The following is a 309-nucleotide window of genomic DNA, read 5'->3' on the forward strand; positions in this document are numbered from 1 at the left end:
CTGAGATACCAGATCGAGCAGCGTGAAAGAGTGGAGCGGGAGCTGGTTGTGGCTGTAGAGGCGGCCAAGGAAGCCAATGAGAGTAAGGACAAATACCTTGCGGCGGCCAGTCATGATTTGCTGCAACCCCTGAATGCGGCCAGGTTACTGGTGTCCGCCCTGATAGACAGTGATCTGCCAGCGGATGAAAACCGACTTGTCCAGCGTGTGTGGAGGTCCCTGGAGAGCGCTGAGGACCTGTTGGCGGATCTCCTGGATATATCCAAGCTGGATCAGAAAGCCATGCGGCCAGATATCGTCAATACTGAT

General features: G+C 55.3%; 1 protein-coding gene. It reads left to right on the forward strand.

Annotated elements, in window-relative coordinates:
• Positions 1 to 309 (forward strand): sensor histidine kinase (locus BIU97_RS17170; RefSeq protein ID WP_302846693.1); only part of this gene is annotated, 309 nt, incomplete at both ends.

The organism is Curtobacterium sp. MCBA15_009, from assembly GCF_001864895.1.
Lineage (GTDB): Bacteria > Actinomycetota > Actinomycetes > Actinomycetales > Microbacteriaceae > Curtobacterium.